Genomic DNA, 25370 nt, shown 5'->3' with positions numbered 1-25370 from the left:
GGGGACTAGGATCGCCCCGCCGCTTGATGCACAACGGCATGGTAATTGTGCCCGGTGCCGGCCGGGACAGGGAGACCGAGTATGAGCATCGAATTTCTGGCACCCGACGTGGACGAACTGACCCCGCGCATTACCGTGATCGGGGTCGGCGGTGCCGGCGGCAACGCGATCGCGAACATGATCCGTGCCGAGGTGCAGGGGGTCGAGTTCCTCGTCGCCAACACCGACGCGCAGGCGCTCAAGCAGTCGTCCGCGCCGCAGCGTATTCAGCTGGGCGCGAAGATCACCCAGGGTCTGGGCGCGGGCAGCCGCCCCGAAATCGGCCGCGCCGCTGCCGAGGAGACCATCGAAGCGGTCCAGAAGAGCCTCGAGGGCGCGCATATGTGCTTCATCGCCGCCGGCATGGGCGGCGGCACCGGCACCGGCGCGGCACCCGTGATCGCCAAGGCGGCGCGCGAGATGGGCATCCTGACCGTCGGCGTCGTGACCCGTCCGTTCGCGTTCGAGGGCAAGCGTCGCGGCAAGTCGGCCGAGGCCGGCATCGAGGAGCTGCAGAAGTACGTCGATACGCTGATCGTCATCCCGAACCAGAATCTGTTCCTGATCGCCAACGCCAACACGACGTTCAAGCAGGCCTTCGAAATGGCCGACGAAGTGTTGCAGCAGGGCGTGCGCGGCATCACCGACCTCATGGTCATGCCCGGCCTCATCAACCTCGACTTCGCCGACGTCCGTTCGGTGATGCAGGAGATGGGCAAGGCGATGATGGGCACCGGCGAGGCCGAAGGTGACAATCGCGCCATCGAGGCGGCGCAGCAGGCGATCGCCAACCCGCTGCTCGACGGCGTGTCGCTGAACGGTGCCAAGGGTGTGATCGTGTCGATCACCGGCGGCGACGACATGCGTCTGCTCGAAGTGGACGAAGCCGCGAACCACATTCGCGAGCTGGTCGACGAAGACGCCAACATCATCTGGGGTTCGGCGTTCAACAGCGAGCTGGAAGGCAAGATCCGCGTGTCGGTCGTCGCGACCGGTATCGAGGATGAAAAGCCGTCGCAGGCACAGCCGGCTCCGGCCCAGGCCGAACCGACCCGCGCCTTCTCGTTCAACGCGCCGCGTCGCCCGGCCACGTCCGTCCCGGTCGCGCCGAGCGGTGCCGCTGCCGAACATCTCCAGGAAGCGCCTGCGCCCGCGCCGATGGAACGCTTCCCGCAGGGGGCGAGCCAGCCGTCGGCGTCGGAACGGGTCGTGCCGCATTCGACCTACGACGCCCCGCAGCACGCGTCGCAGCATGCACCGGTGCAACCTTCGCACGGCGATGAGGACGAACTGGTGCTCGGTGCCGAAGCCGCCGCACCCGCGCCCGCACCGACCCCGGCCAGCGATTTCGGCGTGTCGTCCAGCGAAGGCCGTCGTCGCTGGCTGACCCCGGAAGCGCCTGCCGAACCGGCCCCGCGCGAAGAAGCGGCACCGACCCGCAAGCCCGGCGGTACGTTGTTCGAACGCATGGCGAACGCCGGCCGCGCCCCCGCGCGCGGCACCGACGATGGTAAGGAACCGCTGGACATCCCGCGCTTCCTCCACCGCCAGAACAACCAGTAAGGCAACCCGCCCCGCGACCGGCATCGCGGGGCAACACCCGGAAATCCTCCCCGCTGCGCGGGGAGGGGGACCATCCGCAGGATGGTGGAGGGGGGGGCTTCCGCAACCGGAACCGAAGAAACTTTCCTACACCCCCAAACCCTGCCAGACTCGAAACCGGCAACAGCCGCCCACCCAGCCCGCCCGGAAACACGCCACTACGTGGCACCTTCGTCACCTTCGCCGCCCGTTCGTCGCCACGACCACTCGCTTCGTCGCCGACCGCGCGCAACCACCATTCCCGGTTCAGCCCCGACATGGTGTAGCGAGGTCGCCCATGACCCGATTCCCGATGTTCCGCGCGACGGCCCTGCTGCTCGCCTCCGCCGCCCCGCTCCCCGTCGCGGCCCAGTCCGGCGCGATCGTCCAGTCGGTGACGACCCCCAATGCCGATCGCCTGTCCGAACAGATGCGCATCCTCGGCCGCAGCCCCAATGACGTATCGGCGCTGGTCGAGGCCGGTCGCCTGAGCGGCAAGCTCGGCGACACCGACGCCGCGATGCAGTTCCTCGCCCGCGCCGAGAAAGTCGCGCCCAGCGACCCGCGCATCCGCGCCGCGCGCGGCGTGGCGCTGGTGACGATGGAACGGCCCGGCGAAGCGCTGGCGCTGTTCCATTCCGCCGAGCGCGCCGGGGTCGCGATGACGCCCTATCTGGCCGAACGCGGCCTCGCCTACGATCTGCTCGGGCGCGGTACGCTGGCGCAGGCCGATTACCGGCAGGCGCTGCGGGCCGGCGAGGATGACGAGGTCACCCGCCGCCTCGCGCTGTCGCTGGGGATCGACGGCGATCTGACCGAGGCGACCCGGGTTCTGAACCCGCTGCTGCTGAAGAACGATCGTGCCGCGTGGCGGGTACGCGCCTTCGTCCTCGCCATGTCCGGCGATACGACCGGTGCGGACAGGATTACCGCCAGCATGCTGCCGGGCTTCGCCAGCAGCCTGTCGCCTTTCTTCCGTCGCCTGCCGCAACTGGCCGGTGCCGACCGGGCGTTCGCGGTGCATTTCGGCCGGCTGGCGCCCTCGCCCGAGCGGATCGCCGACGCGCGCCTCGCGCCGCCGCTGCCCGCCCCGGTCCGCACCGCCGCACCGGTCGCCGTCGCCGCCGTGACCCGACCCACCGCCCCGGCGACCGTCCGCCCGCTGTCGAGCGGCGAACGTCGCCGTCAGGCGCAGGCCGAGCAGGCCCGCCGGGTGGCCGAGGTTCAGGCACAGCAACTTGCCCAGGCCCGCGCCGACGAAACCGCGCGCCGCGAATCGCTGGCCCGCGCCAATGCCCAAAAGGCGGCATTGGCCCAGCGCGAACGCGACGCGCAGCAACTCGCCGCCCAACAGGCCGAACAGACGCGTATCGCCGAGGCAACCCGACTGGAAGCGGAACGGGTCGCCGCGCGTCAGGCCGAGGAACGCCGCGTCGCCGCCGCTGCGCTGGCGGAACGCGACCGGCTGGCACAGGCCGCCCGTCCGCCGGTGCAGGTCGCCGCCGCGCCGGTGCCGGTCACCGTCGTCGACCGCCCGCCCGAAACGCCGCCCCCGGCGACGCCAGCCGTTTCGACCGCCGCCACGACGGTCGCCGCCCGGCGCGAAACGAACGACGACGTCCTTGCCCGCATCATCCGCAACCTCGACATTCCGGCCTCCGAACTCGGCGTCGGCCCGCCGCCCGTCGCCACCATCCCGACCAGCGCCGCCGCCTTCGCCGCCGATGCCGCCGCCGCGCGCAAGGCCGCCGAAAAACGCGAAGCCGATCTCCGCGCCGCAGACGTTGCCAAGGCCGCTGCCGCCAGGAAACTGGCGGACACCCGCGCCGCGACCGCCAAAAAGGCTGCCGAGGCGAAGAAGCTCGCCGACCAGAAAAAGGCCGAAGCCGCCGAGGCTGCCAAGCTCGCCGCGGCCAAGCGGGCCGATCCCGAACGCCATTGGGTGCAGATCGCCGGCGGTGCCAACGTCGCCGGCCTGCCCGCCGCGTGGGCGATCATGGCCAACAAGGCCCCTGCGCTGAAAGGGCGACAGGCATGGACCACCTCGCTGCGCGCGACCAACCGCCTGCTGACCGGACCGTTCAAGACCGATGACGAGGCGCAGGCCTTCGTCAACACGCTGCGCAAATCGGGGGTACAGGCCTTCGCCTTCACCAGCGAAGTCGGCCAGAAGGTCGCACGGGTCCCGGTCAAGTGACCGCAAGCCATGCCGCGAATCCGCACGCCCATGGCGGCCGCCTGCACGCCGAACCCGGTGACGCGACGCGTGGCCCACGCGACGCATTTCAGCGCGACCGCGACCGCATCATCCATTCGATCAGCTTCCGTCGCCTGCGCCACAAGACGCAGGTGTTCATGGCCCCCGATGGCGATCATTTCCGGGTCCGGCTGACCCACAGCCTCGAAGTCGCGCAGATCGGTCGCGCAGTCGCCCGCACGCTGGGGCTGAACGAGGATCTGACCGAGGCGCTGTGCCTTGCTCATGACATCGGCCATCCCCCGTTCGGTCATGCCGGCGAAGATGCGCTGGAAGCAGCGATGGTCGTGCATGGCGGGTTCGACCATAATGGGCAGACGCTGCGGACGCTGACCTGGCTCGACAGCCCATATCCGCGCTGGCGCGGGCTGAACCTCACCTGGGATACGCTGGAGGGGTTGGCCAAGCATAACGGCCCGATCCCGACGCCGGGATGGGCGCTGGCACAGGCGGATGCGGCGCACGCCCTGCGGCTGAACGAATGGCCGTCGCTGGAGGCGCAGGTCGCGGCGATCGCCGACGATATCGCCTACGACAATCACGACATCGACGATGGCCTGCGCGCCGGGTTGCTGACGCTCGATCAGTTGCTGAGTGTGCCGTTCGTCGCCGCCGGATGGGATGCGGTGCGCAACCGTTTCCCCGATGTGCCGCCCGAACGACTGGTCGGCGAACTGACCCGGTCGCAAATCGGTTCGATGGTCAACGACCTGATCGCCGAGACCAGCCGCCGGGTCGCGACGGCAGGCGTCGAGACCGTCGCCGATGTGCGCGCCGCCGGCCAGTGCCTCGCGCATTTCTCGCCCGAAATGGCCGAGCAAGAGCGGGTGCTCAAACGCTTCATGTACGCCAATCTGTACCATCACCCGCGCCAGCTGGCGGCGGCGGAGATGGCGGGGCAAGTCGTCGCCGGGCTGTTCGCCGCCTACCACGCCGATCCCCATGCGATGCACGATGGCTGGCGCACGACGCTGCCCGAAAGCGAGCCCGATCGCAGCCGCCACATCGCCGATTACATCGCCGGTATGACCGACCGGTTCGCCGTCCGCTGCTATCGCGAGGTCGTTGGGCCGATCGACCTGCCCGAAGGGTTCTGACCGCATAGCAGCTTTTGCCTAAGCCGGTCCTTTCCGCTAAGCGGCGCGGTTCCACCAATCGACCGGAACCGCCATGACGCTGTACCCCCGTTTCTTCGCCCATCTCGACCGCGCGCTCGACACGCTCGTGGCACGTGGCGACCTGCCGGCGGGGCTGGAGCGACGAGCGATCACGGTCGAGCCACCGCGCGATACTGCCCATGGCGACCTGTCGACCAATGCGGCGATGGTCCTTGCCAAGCCGGCGAAGACCAACCCGCGCGCGCTGGCCGAATTGCTGGTCGCCGAACTGGCGGGCCTGCCCGAAGTGGCTGCCGCGTCGGTCGCCGGGCCGGGCTTCATCAACCTCACGCTGACCGAAGCGACGTGGCGCGCCGAACTGGCCGCCATTGCCGAAGCAGGCGACACCTATGGCCGGTCGCAGGCGGGGGCCGGGACGGTCGTGAATATCGAATATGTCTCGGCCAATCCGACCGGGCCGATGCATATGGGCCATTGCCGTGGCGCGGTCGTCGGCGATGCGCTGGCCAGCCTGCTCGAATGGAACGGTGCGCGCGTCGTCCGCGAATATTATGTCAACGACGCCGGCGGGCAGGTCGCCGTCCTCGCCCGTTCGGCGCATCTGCGCTATCGCGAGGCGCTGGGCGAAACCGTGACCATTCCCGAGGGTCTGTATCCCGGCGATTACCTGGTCCCGGTGGGGCAGGCGCTGGCTGCCGAGTTCGGCGACCGGTATGTGAACGCGCCGGAGGACGAGTGGCTGGTGCTGTTCCGGACCCGTGCCGTCGCGGCGATGCTGGACATGATCCGCGCCGATCTGAAGCTGCTCGGCATCGAACATGACGTCTTCTCGTCCGAAGCCGAGTTGCAGGCGGCGAAGAAGCCCGAAGCCGCCGAGGCATGGCTGCGCGCGCGCGACCTCGTCTATGACGGCGTCCTCGAAGCACCCAAGGGCGAGACGCCCGAGGACTGGGAGCCGGTCGAACTGCCGCTGTTCCGCTCGACCAAGTTCGGCGACGATCAGGATCGTCCGATCAAGAAGTCGGACGGCAGCTGGACCTATTTCGGGGCCGACCTCGCCTATCATTTTCAGAAGGCGGAGGGCGTCGACCAGCTGATCGACATCTGGGGCGCGGACCATGCCGGCACCGTCAAGCGGATCGTCGCGGCGGTGCAGGCGCTGACCGAGGGCAAAACGCGCTTCGACGTGAAGCTGGTGCAGATGGTACGGCTGCTGCGCGGCGGTGAGCCGGTCAAGATGTCGAAACGCGCCGGCAACTTCGTGACGCTCGCCGATGTCGTGAGCGAGGTCGGTAAGGACGTCGTCCGCTTCACCATGCTGACGCGCAAGGCCGATGCGCAGATGGATTTCGACTTCGCCAAGGTGGTCGAGGCGTCGAAGGACAATCCGGTCTTCTACGTCCAATATGCCCATGCCCGCGTCCATTCGCTGGCCCGGCGTGCCGCCGAGGCGGGGATTGCCGTGGTCGACGATGCCGACCTGTCCCGTCTCGACACGGTCGAGCTGGCGCTGGTGAAGCGCGCGGCGCAGTTTCCGCGCATGGTCGAAAGCGCGGCCGCCGTGCGGGAACCGCATCGCATCGCATTCTACCTGTATGACCTGGCTGCGGAATTCCACGCGGCGTGGAATTTGGGCAATGACGACCCGTCGCGCCGCTATCTTCAGCCCGATGATGTGGCGCTGACGCAGGCACGGCTTTTCCTTGCGCGCGCGATCGGGCAGATTATCCGCAACGGCCTCGCCATCATGGGGGTCGAGGCGGTTGAGGAGATGAAATAATGGCGGATTCGATCGCATCGCGCGATCCCGACCACGAACGTCTGCCGTGGCTCGAAAGCGCCGATCCGGAACCGGACGCGCCGCGCCCGGTCTGGCGGACGGTATTGCTGGTGCTGATCGGGCTGCTGATGGTGGCCGCGATCGTCTTTGCCTTGCTCCGGCAACGCGACGCGCCGACCGCCAGCGGCACCGGTGACCTGATCGCCGCGCCGAACGAGCCGTACAAGACGCGTGCCGAGGGAAGCGACGGCATGCAGGTCACCGGCGACAGCGACACCGCCATCGCGACCAGCGAAGGGGCGACCGGCGGCAATGCCTCGGTCAATCTCAACGCAGTCCCCGAGGCACCGGTGCAGGGCAGCGCCGCCGCCCCGGCCAATACCCCGGCGAACAGCGGCACCGGCCGTGTCGCCACGGCCGTACCCACCACTACCCAGCGGCTGGAGGCACGTGCCCCGGCGGTTGCGGCACCCGCGCCGGTGGCGGCGGGGGCGGGTGGTTCGGTGGTACAGCTGGGGTCGTTCCCCAGCGAAGCGGTCGCCAACAGCGCCTGGAACCAGCTGTCGCGCCGCTTTGCCTATCTCGCTCCGCTGGGCAAATCGGTGCAGGTCGCCGAGGTGAAGGGCAAGACCGTCCATCGCCTGCGGGTGAATGCCGGCAGCGCCAATCAGGCATCGGACCTGTGCGGCAAGCTGAAACTGGCGGGGGAGAATTGCTTCATCGCCCGGTGACAACCACCGGTTGTCGCGCCGGGCCGCCTGCGGTAGCCCGGCGCGTATGAAGCCCGTGATCTTTGGCCTGTCCGGCCCGACGCTGACCGCCGACGAAGCCGCGCTGTTCCGCGAAGCCGATCCGCTCGGCTATATCCTATTCGGCCGCAATTGCGTCGATCGCGAACAGATGCGCGCGCTGACCGATGCGTTGCGCGACCTGTCGGGGCGGGCCGATCTGCCGATCCTGATCGATCAGGAGGGCGGTCGCGTCGCGCGGATGCGGCCGCCCGAATGGCCCGCCTTTCCGGCCCCTGCCGCGTTCGCCGCGCTCTACGACCGCGCGCCGTCCTCGGCGATTGCGGCGGCCAGGGCAAATGGGCAGGCGATCGGCGCGATGCTGGCGGAGGTCGGCGTAACCGTCGATGCGCTGCCGCTGCTCGACGTGGCCCAACCCGACATGACCGGCGCGATCGGCGACCGCAGCTATGGTGCCGATCCGATGCAGGTCGCCGCCCTTGGTCGCGCCACGCTCGACGGCCTCGCGGCGGCCGGGGTGATCGGCATCGTCAAGCATATGCCGGGTCATGGCCGGGCACGGGTCGACAGCCATCTCGAACTGCCCCGCGTCGATGCATCGGACGCTGACCTGGCGATCGACCTGCAACCATTCCGCACGCTGGCACACGCGCCGATGGCGATGACTGCGCATGTCGTGTTTTCTGCGTGGGACGCCGACCGTCCGGCGACGCTGTCACCGACCGTTATACAGCGGATCATCCGCGATCGGATCGGGTTCGACGGCCTGCTGATGACCGACGACATCGATATGAAGGCGTTGTCGGGAACACCGGCGGACAAGGCGTCGGCAGCGATCGCCGCCGGCTGCGACGTGGTGCTCGATTGCTGGGCGCGCATCGACGAAATGGTGGCGATCGCCGACCGCCTCGACAGCATCGCCGCCGGTTCGCGGGCGCGGCTCGACCGCGCGATGGCCGGTGCCGGCAGGACGAGCGATATCCCGTTCGCCGACCTCATCGCGACCCGCGACCAACTGCTCGCGCTCGCCTGACGCTGCTGCGTCGCGCGGATAGGATCGCCGCCATGGAAGCCGACGCGCCGACACTGACGATTGAACTCGACGGATGGGAAGGGCCGCTCGACCTGTTGCTGGCGCTCGCCCGGACGCAGAAGGTCGACCTGCGGCGCATCTCGATCCTCGCGCTGGTCGAGCAATATCTGCGCTGGATCGATCGGGCGGCGGCGGTGCGGCTGGAACTGGCCGCCGACTGGCTCGTGATGGCGGCATGGCTGGCCTATCTCAAATCGGCACTGCTGTTGCCGCGCGAGCCGGAGATGGACCCGGACCCCGAGGAACTGGCGCTGCGCCTGCAACTGCGGCTCGAACGGCTCGATGCGATGCGGGAGGCCGGGGCGCGGCTGCTGGCGCGCGACCGGATCGGCCGCGACGTGTTCATGCGCGGCGATCCCGAAGGGCTGCATGTCGTGCGCAAGGCGCGCTGGGATGCCAGCCTGTACGACCTGATCGGTGCCTATGGCCGGGTCAGCGCACGGACCCGGCCGGTGTTGCATATCGTGCGGCACCGGCCCGTCATGACGCTGGAGGTCGCGATCGAACGGGTGCAGGCGATGCTCGGCACCCGGATCGACTGGACCGCGATCGGCACGTTCCTGCCCCGCGACGCCGACGAACGCTTTCGTCGCTCGGCGCTGGCCTCGACCTTTCTCGCGGCGCTCGAACTGGCGCGGCAGGGCAGGGTGGCGATCCGGCAGGACGCGCCGTTCGGCCCGATCGACATCCGGCGGATCGCATGACCGATCCGTTCGTCCGGGCGGTGGAAGCGGTGCTGTTCGCCAGCGAGACGCCGCTGACCGCCGGCATGATCGCCGCCTATGTCGGCAACGGCGATGTCCGGGCGGCGCTGGGCGTGATCCAGGCCGACCATGCCGGGCGGGGGTTCGGGCTGGTTCGGCGCGGCGAGTATTGGCATTTCGAGACCGCCCCCGACCTCGCCCATTTCCTGCGCCGCGACCGGGACGAATCGCGCAGGCTATCGCGTGCGGCGATCGAGACGCTGGCGATCATCGCCTATCACGAGCCGGCGACCCGCGCGGACATCGAATCGATCCGCGGCGTACAGATTTCGAAGGGGACGATCGACGTGCTGCTCGTCGCCGGCTGGATCCGGCCGGCGGGACGGCGCGAGGTGCCCGGACGACCGCTGACCTATGCCACGACTCCCGCCTTTCTCGACCATTTCGGTCTCGACAGCCGGCGCGACCTGCCCGGGATCGACGACCTGCGCGCCGCCGGTTTACTCGAACCAATCGACGATGCCTTCGCAACCATGCTGGAAAGCGGCGACGATAGCGACTAAGTGAAGCGCACGATCCGTTTCGCTTGGAGTGTGGACGATGGGTGGTCTTAGTATTTGGCACTGGCTTATCGTCGGCGTCCTGGTCCTGTTGCTGTTCGGCAAGGGGCGTTTTTCCGACATGATGGGCGATGTGGCGAAGGGGCTGAAAAGCTTCAAAAAGGGCATGGCCGAGGACGACGACGTACCGCCGCCGCCCGTTCGTCCGCGCGAACGGCTGGAACAGCGTCCCGGCGATGATCGATATGATCACGATCCCGCCCCGCGCGATCCGGTGCAGCGCGATCCGATCGTGCGCGACACCGACCGTCCGCACGGCGACCGCTGATCCTTTGCCAACCGGCGGGCCGGTGGCCCGCCTGAAGTCGAGCGCCGATGTTCAATATCGATTCTTCCGAATTGCTGCTCGTCGGGCTCGTCGCGTTGCTCGTCATCGGCCCGAAGGACTTGCCCAAAGCGATGCGCTTTGTCGGCCATTGGGTCGGCAAGGCGCGTGGCGTGGCGCGGCAGTTCCGATCGGGGTTCGATACGATGGTCCGCGAGGCCGAGCTGGCCGAAATGGAAAAGAAATGGGCGGAAGAGAACGCCCGGATCATGCGCGAGCATCCGACCACGGATGCTGCGGTCCATCCGGTCGATGCGCCGTCGCCGCCACCGCCGGTCCATGACCCGGTGCAGCCGGTCGATCATGCAGCGCCGGTCATGGTCGAGCGTCCCGAACTGCGCGAGGGTCCGGCCGACCAACCGCCCGCTGCCGATGGCAAGGCTGCGTCATGAACGATATCGACAATAGTCAGGCGCCCCTGCTCGATCACCTGATCGAACTGCGCCGTCGCCTGCTTTATTCGGTGATTGCCGTCGCGCTGTGTTTCGGCCTTTGCTTCTATTTTTCCGAACAGATCCTGTCGTTCCTCGTTCAGCCATTGTTGGCGGCCGGGCAGAAGAAGGTCATCTTCACGCAGATTTTCGAGGCTTTCTTCGTCCAGATCAAGGTCGCGTTCTTTGCTGCGATGATGCTGGCGTTCCCGGTAATCGCCAACCAGCTGTGGCAATTCGTCGCACCCGGGCTGTATCGGAACGAAAAGAAGGCACTGTTTCCGTTTCTGCTGGCCACGCCGGTGCTGTTCATCGCCGGTGCGGCGCTGGCTTATTACGCCACGATCCCGGTCGCGTTGCATTTCCTGCTCGGCTATCAGGGCAATCTGGGCGGCGTGCAGCAGGAAGCGTTGCCGTCGGTCGAAAACTATCTGTCGTTCGTGATGCAGTTCCTGTTCGCATTCGGTCTGGCGTTCCTGTTGCCGGTCCTGTTGATGCTGCTGGAACTGGCTGGTATCGTTACCCGCAAGCAACTGGTCGGCGCGCGGCGCTACGCGATCGTCGCGGCCTTCGCCATCGCCGCCGTTGCGACGCCGCCCGATATCGGGTCACAGGTCCTGCTCGCGGTGCCGCTGATCCTGCTTTACGAACTGGCACTGATCGCGATCTGGTTCACCGAGAAGCGCCGGGCAAAGCGTGATCCCGAAGCAGCTACGGACGAAGAAGCCGCCTGAAGGTCGACGAGGTGCCGTGACGATGTACGTCGCGGCGCTCGGGAAGCCATCACCGCGAGGCACCTTCGCGGCGCGCTGCGGGCGCTCGGTTCGGCCGCCGCGTCGGTGTCGGGTGCTCGCGACGCATCTTGCCGGGTGCGGCGATCACCGCCCACTCCGGGCGCCATCTTTACAGAGTAGTCGCGACCGCCAGTGTTGGACCGGTTGGCAAGGTTTGCGGCGCTGTCGGTCATTGTGGACACGGTCACGCGGAGAGAAAAAGGGGCGGTCCGGACGAAACCCGAACCGCACCGTGACCTTGGTCCGTCCGACGGACCTACTTCGAATCCTTCGCCGCGCCTGCGACGGCATCACCTGCCGAGGAAACGTCACGACCGACACCCTCGACGGTGTTGCACGCGCTGATGACGAGGGCACCGGCAATTACTGCCAGGCTGAGAAACTTTCGCATGAGGACCTCCGATGAATAGGCGGCTCGAGCCGCTCCACAGGAAAATGACCGACCCGCCGGTTCGTTCCGGTTCGGCAACCGTTTCGCGCTACCGACAAAAAACAACCCGTCCGCTTTCGCGGACGGGCTGTTTAACTCAGAATTCGAATTCGGGCCCGGCGATGCTACCGGGGGGGGGGGAGGGTTCACACCAACCGGGCCCTGTTCGTGGATAGCGAGAGCGGGGGGGCATAAAATCGCTATCCGAGGGTGATAACGGGATGCCCGATGCTTGGTTCCGACCGCTACGCTTCTTTTTTTGAAATCGTCGGCCGGTGACGATCAGGCGGGAAACTCGCCGCAACGCTTCGTCTGCCACAGCCCCTTGCGCCAGCACTTCTTGTTCTCGAACTGGTAGAGCCGCACCGGGCGCACATAATAGGGGATGGCGCGCGTGAACTGCTGATCGCCATACGCGACCAGCGAGTTGCGCAGCTTGCGCAGCCGCATCTCGGCGAACTCGCCCAGATAGCCCCGCGGTACGAAGATCGCTTCCTGTCCGATCTCGTTTGCCGCCTGGCAGAAGCCGAGCTGCGCCGAAACCGTCGAGAAGCCCGAATATACCCGGGTGCCGAACTGGTCGAGCGCGGTCTGGCCGGCCTTGGTCGACCCGGCGGTGCGGATGAAATATTTGCTGAGCGCGTCATAGCTCTGCTTCAGCTCGTCGGTGTGATCGAACAGCATCGCATTGTAATTGTGCAGCGTCAGCAGCGTCGGTTCGAACTGGCATTGCAACGCCGCGACGTTCAGCCCCGATCGCAGGTTCCACAACACCGCGGCACGCAGTTCGGCGGGGGTCGCGCCGGGCAGTGCCTGCGTGGCGACGCCGGTCTCCTCGCCGGTAACGCGCGGGCCGTCGATATCGACCGGCTTCAGATAAAATTGTGCCGACGCGGGGGTTGCCGCGACGGTCAGGGCGGCGACAGCGGCCAGGACCAGAGTACGCACTACGCTCATCTCTTTCTTTCACGGCGCATCAGCGCCTTGGACGAGCGCGATGGTTAGGCAGTTTTGCCCAGCGACCCAAGCCCGATTTTACGATCACGTCACGTTTCGCCGCACGGCCGCGTAACGATCGTCGCGCCGCCCGATCGCGCAACGAGAAGGGGCCGCCCGGTCGCCCGGACGGCCCCCTGCCAGAATAGCCGAAACGGCTGATTACATGGCGTTGGTCATGCCGGCTTCGTTCGACATCATCATGGTATCGTTCGACATCATGCTGTCGTTCGACATCATCATGGTGTCGTTGCCCATCGCGCCGTCAACGGCGGTCATGTTGTCCGACATCGTGCCGTCCATCATGTCGGTCGAGTTCAGGTCGGTGACGGTCGCGTTGTCGGCGGTGGTTTCGGTGTTGCCACCGCAAGCCGACAGTGCCAGTGCCGCGCCGGCAACGATCGAACCGGTCAGAATCTTCGAAAATGCACGCATGGTAAGCTCCCTAAGCTGTGGAGTAGGCGGCGTTCTTAGCCGTTCATACCCAATCCGCTCGGGACAGTAGTCGAACGACCCGTCCCCCTCAAGCCTCGTTTTGTGCACTAGCGTACAAGGCGCTCAGGAAGACGGCGAAACCGTCTGCCAACGCCCGGTCGAAATCATTGGTATCGATCGGTTTGCCGAGGGCCTGCGCGCTCGTCACCGGATATTCCGCGATACCACATGGAATAATCCCACCGAAATGTGTCAGATCCGGGGCGAGATTGACCGAAAATCCATGCAGGGTCGCCCATCGCCGCACCCGGACGCCGATCGCGCCGATCTTTGCCTCGGTCCTGCCGTCGCTGGTCCAGATGCCGATCCGGTCGGGCACGGCATAGGCATGAATACCGAATTCACCGAGCGCGCCGATGACCCATGATTCGACCGCATGGACGAAGCGCCGCACGTCGCGCCCGCGCCGGGTCAGGTCGAGCATCAGATACCCGATCCGCTGGCCCGGCCCATGATAGGTATAGCGACCGCCGCGTCCCGCCGCATGGACCGGGAACCGGGTATCGAGCAGCTCGGCGGGGTCGGCGCTGGTGCCGGCGGTGTAGAGCGGCGGATGTTCGAGCAGCCACACCATTTCGGTCGCGCTGCGATCGGCGATGGCGGTCGCGCGCGCCTCCATCTCCGCCAGCGCCGCCGGATATTCGATGCGGCCGGGCGAGCGGCGCCATTCGATCTGCTGTTCGGTCGCGATGGGCGGGACGAAGGAGTGGGTAGCCATTTTCATTCGGGAAGAGGAGAGGTAGAGCGACGTCCATCGAACAAATGGGGAGCGAGCGCAACGATGGTAAGTGTCGGAACGGTGTGGGACCGGGCGGTCGATTTCGTCCGCGATCATCTGGGCGCGGTGATGCCGGTACTGATCGTCACCCAGTTCGCTGCGCCGGCGGTCAGCGGCAGCCTCGCCGGGGTGCGCGCCGATGCGACGGGCGGCACCGCCGCTGCCCTCGGGCTGTTGTCAGTGGCGACCATGCTGATCTCGCTATGGGGTGCATTGTATTTGATCGGGTTCGCCGCGCAGCCGAATGGTCGCGAGGATCGTCATGCGGCGATGAACATCGCCACCCGCCGGTTCGTGCCGCTGATCGGGATCAGCATCGTCGTCCTCGTCGCACTCGCCATCCTCGCGCTTCCCGGCATCCTGCTGGCCGTGGCCAGCGGGTTCGATTTCATGGCGATCGCGAACGGCACGTCGTTGCAGCCGTCCGAATTCGGCAAGCTCGGTTCGGCGCTGCTTTATTTCGTCGTTTTCGCGCTGTTCGTCCTGTGGCTGTCGGCGCGGTTGCTGCCGATCAATGCGGTCATCGCGATGGAGCGGCGCGGGCTGGGCGCGTTCGGTCGTGCGTTCGCGCTGACGCGGGGCATGACGTGGAAGCTGATCGGGCTGATCATCCTGTACGCCATCGTCGCCGGGATCGCCGTATCGGCGGCGCAGTTCGTGTTCGGTTCGGTCGTCGCGCTGATCGCCGGCGATACCGGCGGCCTGTCGCTCGCCGCCATCGGTGGCGCGGTCGCGGTTGCGGCGGTCAGTTCGGTGCTGGCGCTGTTCCAGTCGGCGTTCATCGGCAAGCTGTATCGCGCCATCGTCGGCGAGCAGGACGATCTGGCCGTCTTCGCATGAGGCTGGATATCGGTGCGGCGGTCCGTGAAGCGGTCGCGATCTGGCGGCGGGATCGCGACGTTATCGTGGCGGTCGCGGGCGTGTTCTTCTTCCTGCCCAATCTGGCGCTGTCGCTGTTGCTGACGACGGCACAGACGCAGGTTTCGGTCGGCGCGGCTGGCGCGGCGGACGAGCGCGCGATGCTGGCAGTGATGCAGGCACAGTTGATCGATAACGCCCCATGGTTCGGCCTGCAGCTGCTGGTTGAACTGATCGGTATCGCAGTGCTGCTGACGCTGTTGCTCGATTCTACCCGTCCGACGGTGGGCGAGGCCTTGCGCAGCGTCGCCCGCCGCCTGCCGGTGCTGGTGGCGGCGACGCTGCTGGTCAACGCGGCCAAGACGGTCGGATTGCTGCTGCTGGTACTGCCCGGCCTGTACGTGATCGGCCGGGTGTTCGTGGTTATGCCGGTACTGGTTGCCGAGCCGGAGCGGCGTTTTGGCGATGCGATGAGCCGCGCGCTCGCGCTGACGCGCGGTCATGTGCTGCAACTGCTGTCGCTGTCGGCGCTGTTGTATTTCGGCGGGCAGTTGATTGCGCTGCTGCTGACCAACACCGCCAGTGCGGTATCGCGCAGCGGCGGCAATCCGGTGACGATGGCTATGCTCGCGACCGCGATCGCCTTTGTCGGGGCGGCGATGTCGACCGCCTTCGCGCTGGTCCGGGCGACCGTCTATCGACGGTTGGCCAGCAGGGGATAATGCGGCGCGCCGTCGGCAGGAAGGATGCCGATGGCGCGCGGATCGGCGAAGGTTTCGATCGTCCGCTGGTACGGCACGAACCCCGAACGCCGATAGAAGCCCAACGCACCGGGATGGTCGAGCGTACAGGTATGGACCCAGACCCGCCGCACATCCTTGCGCCACGCCAGCCCCAGCGCCTGCGCCATCAGCCAGCGGCCAAGGCCCTGTCCCGTCAGTTCGGGGATCAGTCCGACATAGGATAGTTCGCACTCGCCCGCCTTCCGGTCGTCGAGTTCGAGCATTCCGACCTCGATCCCCGCGCGATCGACCACCGCCCAGATGCGGACCGCATCGCCATGGAGGATTGCGGCCAGCGTGTCGTCGGCCATCACCAGTCGCGAAAACCACAGCCATGGTCCGCCGATCCGGCGGAAGAGCGCGCGATAGCGATCGATCGCCGGCTTGTCCCAGCGCACCAGTTGCAGCGACGACGCCGGCAGCGGGGCCGGACGCGGCCGTTCGAGCATTTCGAGCGAGGTGACGATCGTCGCCACCTCGTCCGGCTTGACCGGGATCAGCCCCACCGCGTCAGCCCCACGTCGCCAGCGGCGGCAGGCTCATCAGGATCGCATCGATATTGCCGCCGGTCTTCAGGCCGAACAGCGTCCCCCGGTCATAGACCAGATTGAACTCGGCATAGCGCCCGCGCCATTCGAGCTGCCGGGCGCGATCGGCATCGTCGAACGGCATTCCCATCCGCCGCCGGACCAGTTGGGGATAGATCGACAGGAATGCTTCCCCGACATCGCGGGTAAAGGCGAAATCGTCCTCCCAGTCGTTCGACAGATGGTCGTAGAAGATGCCGCCGACCCCGCGGTGCACGCCGCGATGGGGGATGTAGAAGTAATCGTCGGCCCATTGCCGGAACCGCGGATAGTGCACCGGATCATGGGCATCGCAGGCGGCCTGCATCGCCGCATGGAAGTCGGCGGTATCCTCCGGATAGGGGAGGGGCGGATTGAGGTCCGCGCCGCCGCCGAACCAGCGTTTGGTGGTCACCAGGAACCGGCAGTTCATATGGACGGCGGGGACATGCGGATTGGCCATGTGCGCGACGAGACTGATACCCGTCGCGAAGAACCGCGGATCGTCGGCGGCCCCGTGGATCGACTTGGCGAACTCGCCCTCGAACGTGCCGCCGACCGTCGAGACGTTCACCCCGACCTTTTCGAACACCTTGCCCTTCATCACCCCGCGAACACCGCCGCCACCGGGCTCGCCCGACGGGTCGACGCGGTCCCAGCGGCTATAGTCGAAGGTGGCGTCCGACCCGCCCTCGCGCTCGATCGCTTCGAATGACGCACAGATGCGGTCCCGCAGCGATTCGAACCAGATGCGGGCGGATTGTTGCTGGGGGTCGAGCGGTTGCATGACCGTCGCTTTGCCGGGCGGGGCGGGCAGGGGCAAGAGCACGGAGAGCGCCTGCCGGATATACAAGGACAGGGAACCGGTGTCATTTATTGTTGAAGCGGTTCAGTCGGTCGGAGTTTCGACACTGAAATGTCCGCATATCGAACAGGTAAATCATATTACGGAACGATAAGATGGACCGGCCCTATCGGCGGCAACGGTTCGCTGCGACGCAAATCCACCATTCTTCTATCACAAAAACCGGTCGACGGGACGGTTCCGGGGGGGTAGGACGGTAATAACCAAATCGAACCGCCGGACCCCTTGGCAGCGAGCCTGCGCTGATACCGGTTACCTGATGGAGAGAGACATGTTCGACCGCACTTATTACGCAACCCATCCCGACATGATGGAATGCGTTTCGAACGAGGAACTGCGCGACCGGTATCTGATCGACGGGCTGTTCCGTGAAGGCGAATGCGTCCTGAACTATACCCATGCCGACCGGTTCGTGATCGGTGGCGTTGCGGTCGGCGATACGCCGGTGAAGCTGCCCGCGCAGACCGAACCGAAATCGGCCGCCGGGCACCCGTTTCTCGAACGGCGCGAAATGGCCGTGGTCAATGTCGGCGATGCCGAAGGCACGCTGACCGTCGATGGCGAGACGTTCACGCTCGGCAACAAGGACTGCGTCTATGTCACCATGGGTGCCACCGACGTCGAATTCGGCGGCACGGGCGCGCGTTTCTATATCGCATCGTGCCCGGCGCATAAAGGTTTCACCACCCGCAAGCTCGGCATCGCCGACGCCAATGCGCTCGACCGTGGCAGCTTGGAGGAATCGAACGAACGCACCATCTATCAGCTGGTCATTCCGGGCGTATGCGATTCGGCGCAGCTGGTTATGGGGCTGACGGTGCTGAAGCCCGGCAGCGTGTGGAATACCATGCCGCCGCACATTCATGAGCGTCGCAGCGAGATCTATTTCTACTTCGAACTGCCGACCGACAACGACAAGGTGTTCCATTACATGGGCGAGGGCGAAGCGATGCGCCACATCGTCATGGGCAATGAGGAAGCGGTCATCTCGCCGCCGTGGTCGGTGCATATGGGGTCGGGCACGCGCGCCTATGCGTTCATCTGGGCGATGGCGGGTGAGAACCAGGACTATACCGACATGAACGTGCTCGACATCTGCCAACTGGCGTGAGCGAACGGCACTGCTGACGATCGTACTCGAACCAAACGTCATCCCGGCGCAGGCTGGGATCTCCCGGTGATGGAGCGCGGCAGGAGCCGCGGGAGGCCCCAGCCTGCGCCGGGGCGACGTCCGGTTCGAAGGGGCGTTCTTCCAGCCGCATTGCCATGACCGCTTTGGAACCCGCCCGGCGGGACAAGAGGGACCAACCATGAATCCTTTCGATCTTTCGGGCCGGGTCGCGGCCGTCACCGGTGCCAATACGGGCATCGGACAGGCCATCGCGCTGGCGCTCGCCGCGGCTGGGGCCGATGTCGCGCTGATCGGTCGTACCCCGGCCACCGATACCGCCGAACGGGCGCGGGCAATGGGTCGCCGTGCGGAGATCGTCTCCGCCGACCTGTCGACCATCGCGCCGGTCGAAGGGGTCGTGTCGCAGGTCGTCGATACGCTGGGCGGCCTCGACATTCTGGTCAACAATGCCGGGATCATCCGCCGCGCCGACAGCCTCGACTTCACCGAAGCCGATTGGGACGCGGTGATCGACACCAACCTGAAATCGGTGTTTTTCCTCTGCCAGTCCGCCGGCCGGCATATGGTCGCGCAGGGGCGGGGCAAGATCATCAACATCGCGTCGATGCTGACCTTTCAGGGCGGTGTCCGCGTGCCGAGCTATACCGCGTCGAAATCGGGGATCGGCGGCCTGACCAAGCTGCTCGCAAACGAATGGGCGGCGAAGGGCGTGAACGTCAACGCGATCGCGCCAGGCTATATCGCGACCAACAACACCGCCGCCTTGCAGGCCGACGAAACCCGCAACCGCCAGATCGTCGAGCGCATTCCCGCCGGGCGTTGGGGTGCGGCCGACGATCTGGGCGGTGCTGCGGTATTCCTTGCCTCGTCCGCGTCCGATTATGTTAACGGTCACGTCCTTGCGGTCGATGGGGGATGGCTGGCGCGATGATCCTGTGTTTCGGCGAATTGCTGCTGCGACTGACCGCGCCGGGCCGCGAGTTGTTGATGCAGAGCGGCCGGTTCGACGTGAATGTCGGCGGGGCGGAGGCGAATGTCGCGGTCGGTCTCGCCAATCTCGGCCATGCCACCGCGTGCGCCAGCGCGGTCCCCGACAGCCCGCTGGGGCGCGGGGCCGTGTCGGCGCTCCGCGCGCAGGGCGTCGATTGTTCGCGGGTCGTGACCCAGGACGGACGCATGGGCCTGTATTTCCTCAGCGTCGGGGCGGGGTTGCGCGCGTCGGACATCGTTTATGACCGCGCCGGCTCCAGCTTTGCGACCGCACCGGCCGACAGCTGGGACTGGGACCGGTTGCTCGACGGCTGTACCCGACTGCACTTGTCGGGAATCACTCCGGCACTGGGGCGGGAGAGCGCCGATGCCGCGATCGCCGCTGCCGAAGCTGCGCGCGCGAAGGGGCTGACGATCTCGTTTGACGGCAATTACCGCGCCCGGCTGTGGGAAGCGTGGGACAGCGATCCACGCGGCGTGCTGACCCGGCTGGTCGACCTTGCCGATCTGCTGTTCGGGAACCACCGCGATGTGTCGCTGCTGATCGGACAGGACTTTTCCGGCGATGGCGAAGATCGCCGGCGTGAAGCCGCGCAAGCGGCGTTCGCGGCGTTCCCGAACCTCAAGCACATCGCCTCGACCGCGCGCCATGTCATCGATGCCGACCATCACCGCCTGTCGGCGCGGATCGACACGCCGACCGGTTCGGTCCAGACCCCGGAGGTCTCGATCTCCGGCATCGTCGACCGGATCGGCGGCGGCGACGCCTTTGCCAGCGGCGTGCTGCACGGGCTGATGTCGGGTGAAAGCGAGGACGTGGCGGCGCGCTGGGGCCTTGCGGTCGCGGCGCTGAAGCATTCGTTGCCCGGCGATTTTAGCCTGTTTCATCAATCCGATATCGATGCGTTTCTTGCCGGCGGGCTGGACGTCCGTCGCTGATCCGATCATAGCATGGGTCCGGGGGCACGGCTGCGGAACGGCGGCCGTCGGGCCACGTTGTGTGGACGATGCGAGGCGACGTGGATCTGGACGGGGGTAGCAGCGAACGGGCGCAGCGCGACGACCATCGCATCGCGCTGGAAATCGCCGGGACCGACAGCGGTACCGACCCGTTCGTGGCGGCGGTGCGCGCGACCCGGATGCCGATGGTCGTTACCAACCCCCGACTGCCCGACAATCCGCTGGTCTTCGTCAACGACGCGTTTTGCCGTCTGACCGGGTACGACCGCGAATGGGTGATCGGTCGGAACTGCCGTTTCCTGCAGGGTGAGGATAGCGACCCCGCGGCCGTCGCGCAGATTCGCGCGGCGGTGGCGGCCGAAGAGTCGATCGAGATCGACATCCGCAACTATCGCCGCGACGGGACGGCGTTCTGGAACCGGCTGTTGCTGGCCCCCGTCCCCGATGCCGATGGCAAGCTCGCCTATTTTTTCGCCAGCCAGCTCGACGTCACTGCCGAACGCGACCGGGTCGACGGACTGGAATCGACCAATGCCGCGTTGCTCGCCGAGCTGGCGGGCCGTTTTCGCGAACAGGAAGAGCGTGAACGCGAGATGCTGTTCGCGCTGGAGGCCGGGCGGTTCGGCACTTGGTCGTTCGACCGCGTCACGCGACAGCTGAGCATGTCGGCAATCTGCCGCGCCAATTTCGGCTTCGACGCCGATTACCCGCCATCGCCCGCCGAAATCTCCGCGATCCTCCATCCCGACGATCGTCCGGCCGCCATGGCCGCGATCGAGGCGAGCTTCGAGGGAGCATCGCTCGAGATCGAGGTCCGCGTCCGTCTGCCCGACGGCGAGACCCGCTGGATCGCCAGCCGGGGACAGCCGACTCGGAACGCTGCGGGCGACATCACCCGCCTGACCGGCGTGTCGATCGACGTCACCGCGTACAAGCGGCTCGAGCGGATGCGCGCGGCGATGGCCGAGTTGAACGAGATGCTGCGCCTGCTCGACGATCCGGTCGAGATGACCACCGCCGCGTCGCGCATCATCGGTGAGGCGCTGGGCGTCGACCGGGTCGGCTATGGCATCGTCGACCGCGCAGCGGAAACGATCACCATCGAACGCGACTGGAACACGCCCGGCGTCGCCAGCCTTGCCGGGGTGCTCCAGTTCCGCGATTATGGTTGTTACATCGACGACCTGAAACGTGGCGAGACGGCGGTGGTCGAGGATGCCCGGATCGACCCGCGCACCGCCGACACCGCCGCACAGCTGGAATCGATCAACGCCCGCGCGTTCATCAACATGCCGCTGACCGAACTGGGCGGGCTGGTCGCGCTGCTCTACGCCAATCACGGCGAGCCGCGCGTCTGGCGCGACGACGAAATCGCCTTCGTCCGCGAGGTCGCCGAACGCACCCGCGCCGCGACCGAGCGCCGCCGCGCCGAGCGCGAACTCGCCGCCCTCGCATCGTCGCTCGAGGAACAGGTGGTCGACCGCACGCGGGCGCTGGTCACCGCGCAGGACGCCCTGCGCCAGAGCCAGAAGATGGAGGCGATCGGCCAGCTGACCGGCGGCGTCGCCCATGATTTCAACAATCTGCTGACGATCGTACGCTCCGCGGTCGATCTGCTCCGGCAACCCGCGCTCGCGCCGGAACGCCGCGAACGCTATCTCTCCGCGATCAGCGATACCGTCGATCGTGCCGCGAAACTGACCGGGCAGCTGCTCGCCTTCGCCCGCCGCTCGGCGCTTCGGCCCGAGACGTTCGACGCCAATGTCGCCGTCGCGGCGCTCGGCGACATCGTCCGCACCCTCGCCGGGTCCCGGATCAAGGTGACGATCGACGCCAGCGCCGACCCGGCGTTCGTCGATGCCGATCCCAACCAGTTCGACACCGCCCTCGTCAACATCGCTGCCAATGCCCGCGACGCGATGCAGGGGGAGGGGCGGCTGACGTTGTCGGTCGGGTGCATCGACGGCATCCCCGCCAGCGCGACCGCGCCCGCCGCGCCGGGATCGTTCGTGGCAGTGACCATCGCCGACACCGGCAGCGGCATCGACGAGGAAACGCTCGGTCGCATTTTCGAACCCTTTTTCACGACCAAGGCGCTGGGCAAGGGCACCGGCCTCGGCCTCAGCCAAGTGTTCGGGTTCGCCAAGCAATCGGGTGGTGAGGTCCGCGCGCGCAGCGTGCCGGGCAACACCGAATTTATCCTGTACCTGCCGCGTGCCGCCGCGCCGACGGGCGATGCCGCCCCGATCCGCAGCGAGGTCGAACCGGGCGGCGGCGACGGGCTGCGCGTGCTGGTGGTCGAAGATAACGAAGCGGTCGGCACCACCACCACCCATGCGCTGGAGGCGCACGGCTTCGTCACGGTCCACGCGGCCGACGGGCAGGTCGCCCTCGACATGCTGGCCGCCAATCCGGACGGCTTCGACGCCGTGTTTTCGGACGTGATGATGCCGGGGATCGATGGCATGGAACTGGCGGCGCGGGTGCGGGACCAGTATCCGCGGCTGCCGGTGCTGCTGACCAGCGGCTATAGCGACGTGATCGTCCGCCACGGCACGATGGGGTTCGATCTGCTGCACAAACCCTATACCATCAGCCAGTTGGTCGTCGCGCTGCGCCGGACCGCCGGACGGTGAACGCACCCCCGGTCGCGACGCCGCGCGGGTTCGTCGCGCTCTACACGCTCGCCTATTGCGGGCTGTTCGTCGCGTTCATGCCGTTCGTGTCGATCCTGTTGCAGGTGAAGGTCGCCGCGATCGACCCCGCCAACCGCGTGACCCTGTTGGGACAAGCGGTGCTGGGCGGTGCGTTGATCGCCAGCATCGCCAATATCGCCGCCGGCTGGCTGAGCGATATCGGCTGGCGGCGCAGCGGCAGCCGGCGGTTGCCGATCGCGGTCGGGCTGGTGCTGATCGCTATCGCCTTCGCCGCGATCCACCGCGCGCAGACGCCCGGCTGGCTGCTTGCGGCCATCGCCTTCTGGCAGGTCGCACTGAACCTGATGTTCGCGCCGATGGTCGCGGTGATCGCCGATGAGGTGCCCGACGCCGCCAAGGGCCGGGTATCGGGCCTGCTCGGTATCTCGCACCCGATCGGCGTGTTGTCGGCGGCGGCGGTGACCGCCGCGATGTTCGCCGGCGAAGGCGCACGGTTCGCCGCCAACGTCGCGCTGGCGGCGGTCATGATCCTGCCGTTCCTGCTGTTCGTGCGTGAGCGGGGGGCGGGCGGCGGTTCGGCCGGCGCGGATGCAGCAGCGGCGACCGTCGTGCCACGCGGCGACCTGATCCGCACGTGGATCGCGCGGCTGGCGATGCAGGTCGCGGGCAACGGACTGACGGCCTATGCCTTTTTCCATTTCGCCGATCGCTGGCGGGGCGAGGGCGATGCGGCGGGACCGGTCGCGCGGGCGATGGCGATCGTCACCGCCGTCGTCGTCGTCGCTACCATCCTTGCCGGGCGCTGGTCGGACCGGGTCGGCGGGCGCAAGCCGTTTCTGGGCGGGGCGACGCTGTTGGTCGTGGCCGGACTGATCGGCATGGCAATCGCGCCCGGCTTTGCCGGTGCGGCGATCGGCTATGGCGTGACCCAGACCGGGTTGTCGGTATTCCTCGCGCTGCATTCGGCGCTGGCGATGCAGTTGCTGCCCTCGTCGCGTACCCGTGGGCGCGATCTGGCGATCCTGAACCTCACCAACACGCTACCCGCCTGCGTTCCGCCATTGCTGGCGGCGCTGGTGCCGGCAGGCGCTGGGCTGGGCGCGGTGTTCGTCGTGCTGGCGCTGGTCGCGGCGGGTGGCGGGCTGACCGCGCTGGCGATCCGGTCGGAGCGCTAGGCCCCCTCGTGCGTTGCCCGCACTTGCAGTTTTAGGGGGAGCGCCCGATGATCCGTCTGTTCCATGTCAGCGACGTCCATTTCGGCGCGGAGGACAAGGACGCGATCGCATGGTTCGGGGAGGCGGTCGCCCGCGAGCAACCCGATGCGATCATCATGACCGGCGACCTGACGATGCGCGCGCGCACCGCCGAGTTCGAGGCGGCGGCCGAATGGCTCGAAAGCTTGGGTCGTCCGGTCACGGTCGAGGTCGGCAATCACGACCTGCCGCTCTACAATCTCTTCGCCCGCTTCGTCCGGCCGTACAAACGCTACAAGCGACTGGAACGGATGATCGAACGCCCGCTGGAGATCGACGGCGTCGCGATCGTGCCGCTCAAGACGACCGCCCGCTTCCAGTTCCGTTGGGACTGGTCGAAAGGCTATGTCGGGCCGAAGGCGCTGGCGCGCACCCTGCGGCTGATCGAACGGGTGCCGGAAGGGCGGCTGATCTTCATCGCCGCGCACCACCCGCTGGTCGATGTCGGCACCAAATCCAGTGGCGAGACCGATGGCGGTGCCGCCGCGCTCGACGCCGTCATCGCGGCCGGGGCGCATGCGGTGCTGTCGGGCCATGTCCACGACCCGTTCGATCTTCCCTATCGCACGTCCAAGGGTCGGTTGCGCATGATCGGTGCCGGCACGCTGTCGACCCGAACCCGCCGCGATCCTCCGTCGTTCAACGAGATCCGGATCGACGGCAATGCGTTCGAGACGATCGCGCGCAAAATGGGCGCGGCGGACGAACCGGTGACGATGCGCGAGTAGGGGCAACCCTGCTAGATTGGTCGATAGATTCGCCGAAAAACACTGCGCAGGCGCGGTTACCCCAAACGTTCCGAAAGGAGCCAACTCGCTGCTTTACCCCCGGCCTTCGCCGGGGTGCGGACAGAGGGTTTTCGCTGAAGTCTCGCGTCGGCGGGACCTATGCAAACGTACCGATTGCCGATCGCGTGGCGTACCCCCGCGTAGGCGGGAGTGTTCACGTCGGACTCTGTAGGCGTTTTCTGGCGAGGAAGATGTCGAGGGTGATCTCGAGCATCTGTTGGGTCTTGGARGCGCGTTTGGTTCGGCGGTTGAAGCGGGCCAGCATGTCGCGGAACGAGGCGTTGGACGATTCGATCAGATGCGTCTGCGCCTTGGTCTGCTGGTGGGGT

Annotated in this window: 25 protein-coding genes; 19 read left to right on the top strand and 6 right to left on the bottom strand. The window is 67.0% G+C overall.

The features are described from left to right. Positions 1-81: 81 nt before the first annotated feature. The 11 genes from ftsZ to tatC all read left to right on the top strand — a co-directional run bounded on the left by ftsZ (position 82) and on the right by tatC (position 11431). Positions 82-1602, top strand: a complete 1521-nt coding sequence (ftsZ, locus tag ASE50_RS17445; RefSeq protein ID WP_056403634.1) for a cell division protein FtsZ — start codon at positions 82-84, stop codon at positions 1600-1602. A gap of 316 nt (positions 1603-1918) precedes the next feature. After that, the gene (locus ASE50_RS17440; protein ID WP_235512421.1) at positions 1919-3817 is read left to right on the top strand and encodes an SPOR domain-containing protein; all 1899 of its coding nucleotides are present in this window, start codon (positions 1919-1921) and stop codon (positions 3815-3817) included. Continuing rightward, the gene (locus ASE50_RS17435; protein ID WP_056403628.1) at positions 3814-4974 is read left to right on the top strand and encodes a deoxyguanosinetriphosphate triphosphohydrolase; all 1161 of its coding nucleotides are present in this window, start codon (positions 3814-3816) and stop codon (positions 4972-4974) included. The genes ASE50_RS17440 and ASE50_RS17435 overlap by 4 nt, the downstream gene beginning before the upstream one ends. A 73-nt stretch (positions 4975-5047) precedes the next feature. Then, a complete protein-coding gene (gene argS / locus ASE50_RS17430) occupies positions 5048-6775 on the top strand; it encodes an arginine--tRNA ligase (protein WP_056403626.1) in 1728 nt (575 codons plus the stop codon). Beyond that, entirely contained in the window at positions 6775-7506 is a 732-nt protein-coding gene (locus tag ASE50_RS17425; protein ID WP_056403622.1) for an SPOR domain-containing protein, read from the top strand. The genes argS and ASE50_RS17425 overlap by 1 nt, the downstream gene beginning before the upstream one ends. 46 nt (positions 7507-7552) lie before the next feature. Beyond that, entirely contained in the window at positions 7553-8557 is a 1005-nt protein-coding gene (gene nagZ / locus ASE50_RS17420) for a beta-N-acetylhexosaminidase (RefSeq protein WP_056403619.1), read from the top strand. A gap of 32 nt (positions 8558-8589) precedes the next feature. Beyond that, positions 8590-9321: a segregation and condensation protein A gene (locus ASE50_RS17415; protein ID WP_056403617.1), complete on the top strand. Its 732-nt coding sequence runs from the start codon at positions 8590-8592 to the stop codon at positions 9319-9321. Then, positions 9318-9884 carry an SMC-Scp complex subunit ScpB gene (scpB, locus tag ASE50_RS17410; RefSeq protein WP_056403615.1) on the top strand — a complete coding sequence of 189 codons (567 nt, stop codon included), beginning with the start codon at positions 9318-9320 and terminating at the stop codon, positions 9882-9884. Before ASE50_RS17415 ends, scpB begins: the two co-directional genes overlap by 4 nt. Positions 9885-9921: 37 nt before the next feature. After that, positions 9922-10209 (top strand): twin-arginine translocase TatA/TatE family subunit, encoded by a 288-nt coding sequence (locus ASE50_RS18915; protein ID WP_082439102.1) that lies wholly within the window; start codon positions 9922-9924, stop codon positions 10207-10209. A 47-nt stretch (positions 10210-10256) separates the two neighbouring features. Next, positions 10257-10658 (top strand): Sec-independent protein translocase protein TatB, encoded by a 402-nt coding sequence (gene tatB / locus ASE50_RS17400; protein ID WP_056403612.1) that lies wholly within the window; start codon positions 10257-10259, stop codon positions 10656-10658. After that, the gene (gene tatC, locus ASE50_RS17395; protein WP_056403607.1) at positions 10655-11431 is read left to right on the top strand and encodes a twin-arginine translocase subunit TatC; all 777 of its coding nucleotides are present in this window, start codon (positions 10655-10657) and stop codon (positions 11429-11431) included. The genes tatB and tatC overlap by 4 nt, the downstream gene beginning before the upstream one ends. A gap of 316 nt (positions 11432-11747) precedes the next feature. On the opposite strand, the gene ASE50_RS18390 is transcribed toward tatC, so the two are convergent. From ASE50_RS18390 to lipB, 4 genes are all read right to left on the bottom strand, one after another. Continuing rightward, positions 11748-11882, bottom strand: a complete 135-nt coding sequence (locus ASE50_RS18390; RefSeq protein ID WP_056500683.1) for an entericidin A/B family lipoprotein — start codon at positions 11880-11882, stop codon at positions 11748-11750. 321 nt (positions 11883-12203) lie between these two features. Continuing rightward, complete coding sequence (locus ASE50_RS17390) at positions 12204-12878, bottom strand: hypothetical protein (RefSeq protein WP_056403604.1); 675 nt, start codon at positions 12876-12878, stop codon at positions 12204-12206. 201 nt (positions 12879-13079) lie between these two features. Continuing rightward, positions 13080-13352: a hypothetical protein gene (locus tag ASE50_RS17385; protein ID WP_056403601.1), complete on the bottom strand. Its 273-nt coding sequence runs from the start codon at positions 13350-13352 to the stop codon at positions 13080-13082. Between the two features lie 88 nt (positions 13353-13440). Next, on the bottom strand, positions 13441-14130 hold the full coding sequence (gene lipB, locus ASE50_RS17380; protein WP_056403912.1) for a lipoyl(octanoyl) transferase LipB: 690 nt from the start codon (positions 14128-14130) through the stop codon (positions 13441-13443). Between the two features lie 63 nt (positions 14131-14193). On the opposite strand from lipB, the gene ASE50_RS17375 reads away from it, so the two are divergent. Both ASE50_RS17375 and ASE50_RS17370 read left to right on the top strand, forming a co-directional pair. Next, on the top strand, positions 14194-15030 hold the full coding sequence (locus tag ASE50_RS17375) for a hypothetical protein (RefSeq protein ID WP_156347278.1): 837 nt from the start codon (positions 14194-14196) through the stop codon (positions 15028-15030). Beyond that, a complete protein-coding gene (locus ASE50_RS17370; protein WP_056403595.1) occupies positions 15027-15770 on the top strand; it encodes a hypothetical protein in 744 nt (247 codons plus the stop codon). The genes ASE50_RS17375 and ASE50_RS17370 overlap by 4 nt, the downstream gene beginning before the upstream one ends. Here the strand turns inward: ASE50_RS17370 and ASE50_RS17365 are convergent. After that, a complete protein-coding gene (locus ASE50_RS17365) occupies positions 15743-16336 on the bottom strand; it encodes a GNAT family N-acetyltransferase (protein WP_056403592.1) in 594 nt (197 codons plus the stop codon). The two genes, ASE50_RS17370 and ASE50_RS17365, sit on opposite strands and share 28 nt — an antisense overlap. 4 nt (positions 16337-16340) lie before the next feature. Next, the gene (gene hemF / locus ASE50_RS17360) at positions 16341-17183 is read right to left on the bottom strand and encodes an oxygen-dependent coproporphyrinogen oxidase (RefSeq protein WP_056403589.1); all 843 of its coding nucleotides are present in this window, start codon (positions 17181-17183) and stop codon (positions 16341-16343) included. A gap of 349 nt (positions 17184-17532) precedes the next feature. Between hemF and kduI the strand changes: the two genes are divergently transcribed. The 6 genes from kduI to ASE50_RS17330 all read left to right on the top strand — a co-directional run bounded on the left by kduI (position 17533) and on the right by ASE50_RS17330 (position 24981). After that, positions 17533-18372 (top strand): 5-dehydro-4-deoxy-D-glucuronate isomerase, encoded by an 840-nt coding sequence (kduI, locus tag ASE50_RS17355; protein WP_056403585.1) that lies wholly within the window; start codon positions 17533-17535, stop codon positions 18370-18372. A gap of 199 nt (positions 18373-18571) precedes the next feature. Continuing rightward, positions 18572-19324, top strand: a complete 753-nt coding sequence (kduD, locus tag ASE50_RS17350) for a 2-dehydro-3-deoxy-D-gluconate 5-dehydrogenase KduD (RefSeq protein WP_056403581.1) — start codon at positions 18572-18574, stop codon at positions 19322-19324. Then, a complete protein-coding gene (locus tag ASE50_RS17345) occupies positions 19309-20322 on the top strand; it encodes a sugar kinase (protein WP_082439101.1) in 1014 nt (337 codons plus the stop codon). Before kduD ends, ASE50_RS17345 begins: the two co-directional genes overlap by 16 nt. A 68-nt stretch (positions 20323-20390) precedes the next feature. Next, positions 20391-22979, top strand: coding sequence for a PAS domain-containing protein (locus ASE50_RS17340; RefSeq protein WP_056403577.1), 2589 nt, complete (start codon positions 20391-20393; stop codon positions 22977-22979). After that, positions 22976-24175 carry an MFS transporter gene (locus ASE50_RS17335; RefSeq protein WP_056403574.1) on the top strand — a complete coding sequence of 400 codons (1200 nt, stop codon included), beginning with the start codon at positions 22976-22978 and terminating at the stop codon, positions 24173-24175. The genes ASE50_RS17340 and ASE50_RS17335 overlap by 4 nt, the downstream gene beginning before the upstream one ends. 47 nt (positions 24176-24222) lie before the next feature. Beyond that, positions 24223-24981 carry a metallophosphoesterase family protein gene (locus ASE50_RS17330; protein ID WP_056403572.1) on the top strand — a complete coding sequence of 253 codons (759 nt, stop codon included), beginning with the start codon at positions 24223-24225 and terminating at the stop codon, positions 24979-24981. Positions 24982-25370: the final 389 nt, after the last annotated feature.

The sequence above is a fragment of the Sphingomonas sp. Leaf5 genome (genome assembly GCF_001421155.1).
Classification (GTDB): domain Bacteria; phylum Pseudomonadota; class Alphaproteobacteria; order Sphingomonadales; family Sphingomonadaceae; genus Sphingomonas.
The sequence above is the reverse complement of the archived record's forward strand: the minus strand, read 5'-3'. Positions and strand labels throughout refer to the sequence as shown.